Below are 2,604 nucleotides of genomic sequence, written 5' to 3'. Positions count from 1 at the left end.
TTCGTGTTCTGAGGGGGGCGCGGCGGAGAGCCGCTGCCATAAAAACGTGTCCGGCCCCTGACTGGCCCGTTACCCCGCTCAGGATGCCCCCCCCCTGCAACAGGCCCCAACTGGTGCCGGGTGTCCGTCAACGGGCGGTTCAATCCTGAAACCTTGGTCGCCCTCGGCAAGGCATTCCGTCGTCGAATGCACAAGCGAGGGGAATAGCCTTCTTTCCAACCTGCATTCTCGGGTCTGGTTCGCGACGCCATGGACGGCTGTCCGGTTCAAGTGGGCAGGTCACAGGGCAAATGCGAAAGGTCCATCTTCGATGGCGGCACGGGCTGCACTGTGGCCAAGTGGCTCTAAGAGCTGGACAAACGAAAAAAAGACATACTATTTTAGTTTAAGCAGCGCGCAGATGGGTACCCATTTGCTGCAAAAGATATTGTAAACGAAACTGTTCGGGGGAACACCATGCCAAACATTACACTTCAGGGAATCTCGCTCAGCTACACAGCCGGAGGAGCTGCGGTCTACGAAGGGCCGGTGTCGCTTGTGCTGAATGTCTCCGAAGGCGCAACGATGTCTTACACGACCATTTCGGGCGGCGCGACGAATAACCTGGGATTACCGGAAGTTGAATTCAGCAGCCAGGGCGGGGGTAACTCGAACTATTTCCAGATTGGTGGTGTTCGCATCGATCCGACGTCCACAGGCGATGAAACCTATGTCGGCACGTTGAACACAACGTCAGGTCCGATCACGTTCATATCCCATTGGGATGAAAGCGAACAGGTCGACTACCTGTTCTTCCTTTCCAGCCCTGTCAGCATGCCGACAAATCAGGCCGAGGTGAGTGCTCTGGACGGATCCGTTCTGTCGGCTAGCCTAGCGACCGGAACCTATGCACCGAATACGCCGTTTGACCCGACCGCCATTTCGGGGGTCGTGATCACCCAGAACGATGAGTTCGTCGGCACAGGACTGAATGAATTGTACAACGGTGGTGCCGGGGATGATGACTTGTCCGGCCAGGGAGGCAATGACACCCTGAACGGCGGCGCGGGGGACGATTACATCCGCGGCGGCGCAGACGACGATTCCCTCGATGGTGGAGACGATTACGACCAGGTTGTCTATGACGATGCCACCTCCGGCGTGACCGTCAACCTTGCGACCGGAACCGCCACGGGCGGCGCGGGCAATGACACGATCGCGAATTTCGAGATGGTTCGCGGGTCGATGCATGACGACCACATCACCGGCGACGCGGAGAGCAACCAGATCCGCGGTCTCGATGGCAACGATACGCTGATTGGCGGCGACGGGAACGACCGCGTCCGCTATGACCGGGACGCCAATTATGGCGGTGCCGCTGGTGTGAATGTCAACCTGATGACCGGCATTGCGATCGACGGGTTTGGCGATACGGACTCCCTGTCCGGGTTCGAACGGGTCATGGGCACGAACTCTGGTGACACGATTATCGGCGACGACCAGGACAACGAGTTGGAGGGCCTCGATGGCAACGACACAATAGCCGGCGGCGGCGGGCGTGACAACATTCGGGGCGACGGCGGCGATGACACCATCGACGCATCCGGCGGCGATTCCGCGTCCCAGGGCTATGGCGACATCATTTCGGGTGGCACCGGCAACAACACGATCATCGGACATGCCCAGGCCTTCGCCGACCGCAGCGGCGGCGGTATCGACGTCATCTATGAAAACGTCGCGGGCACGGGCGGGGTCGTCATAACTGTTGGCGCAAACGGCACCGGGACGACCACCAGCAATACCGCCGGTGTCGTCAACGATACCTTCACCTATGCCGACCATTTCGAGGGCACACAGGACGCGGATGTCTTCAACGGATCGAACGGCGGCTCCGGCACCGGGCAGGGCAACGAATCCTGGGTCGGCGAGGCTGGAAATGACACGATCAACGGCAATGGCGGTTGGGACATGGTCCAGTACTGGCTCGAGGGCGGGACCAACGGGGTCAATGTGAACCTCGCGACGGGTGTTGCAACCGACAGCTACGGCGATACCGACAGCCTCAGCGGTATTGAGGGCGTTGCCGGCACCGACCAGAACGACACCCTGATCGGAGATGGCAACGAAAACTACTTCGAAGATCGGGGCGGTGACGATTCGATCAATGCCGCCGGGGGCAATGACTGGATCCGGCTTGAGTCCGGCAGCGATACGGTCGACGGCGGTGACGGGTTCGACACGCTGGAAATCGACCTGAACGGGTTCACCCTGCCCGCAGGCTTCGTCTATCAGCTCGACCTGACCACGGGGTATTCTGGACAACTGGGCAATCCGACCCTGTCGGACTCCATTTCCAATGTCGAAGCTCTGATGCTGCGCGGGAGCTATGACGCTCAGGTCACGGGCGACGCCGAAAATAACCGGTTTGAGACCGGAACCGGCAACGACACGCTAACCGGCGGCGCGGGTGAGGACAGCTTCATTTACAATGGCGGCGCGGATGTGATCACCGATTTCAACGGTGACCTTATCGGAATCTCGTCCTCCATTTGGACGGGCACCGATGCGCAATTGATCGCGGATGCCACTGTGGTCAGCGGCAACCTTGTGCTCGATTTCGGAGGG

1 pseudogene is annotated in these 2,604 nt (G+C 59.8%); it reads left to right on the top strand.

Going from position 1 to position 2,604, the window contains the following annotated elements:
• Positions 1-456: 456 nt before the first annotated feature.
• A pseudogene (locus EP237_RS22750) lies at positions 457-2,604 on the top strand (calcium-binding protein); the annotation flags it as partial.

This window comes from Nioella ostreopsis (assembly GCF_004000255.1).
GTDB classification, from domain to species: domain Bacteria; phylum Pseudomonadota; class Alphaproteobacteria; order Rhodobacterales; family Rhodobacteraceae; genus Nioella; species Nioella ostreopsis.
Note: the sequence above shows the minus strand (reverse complement) of the source record. Positions and strands in the feature narration are given on the sequence as shown.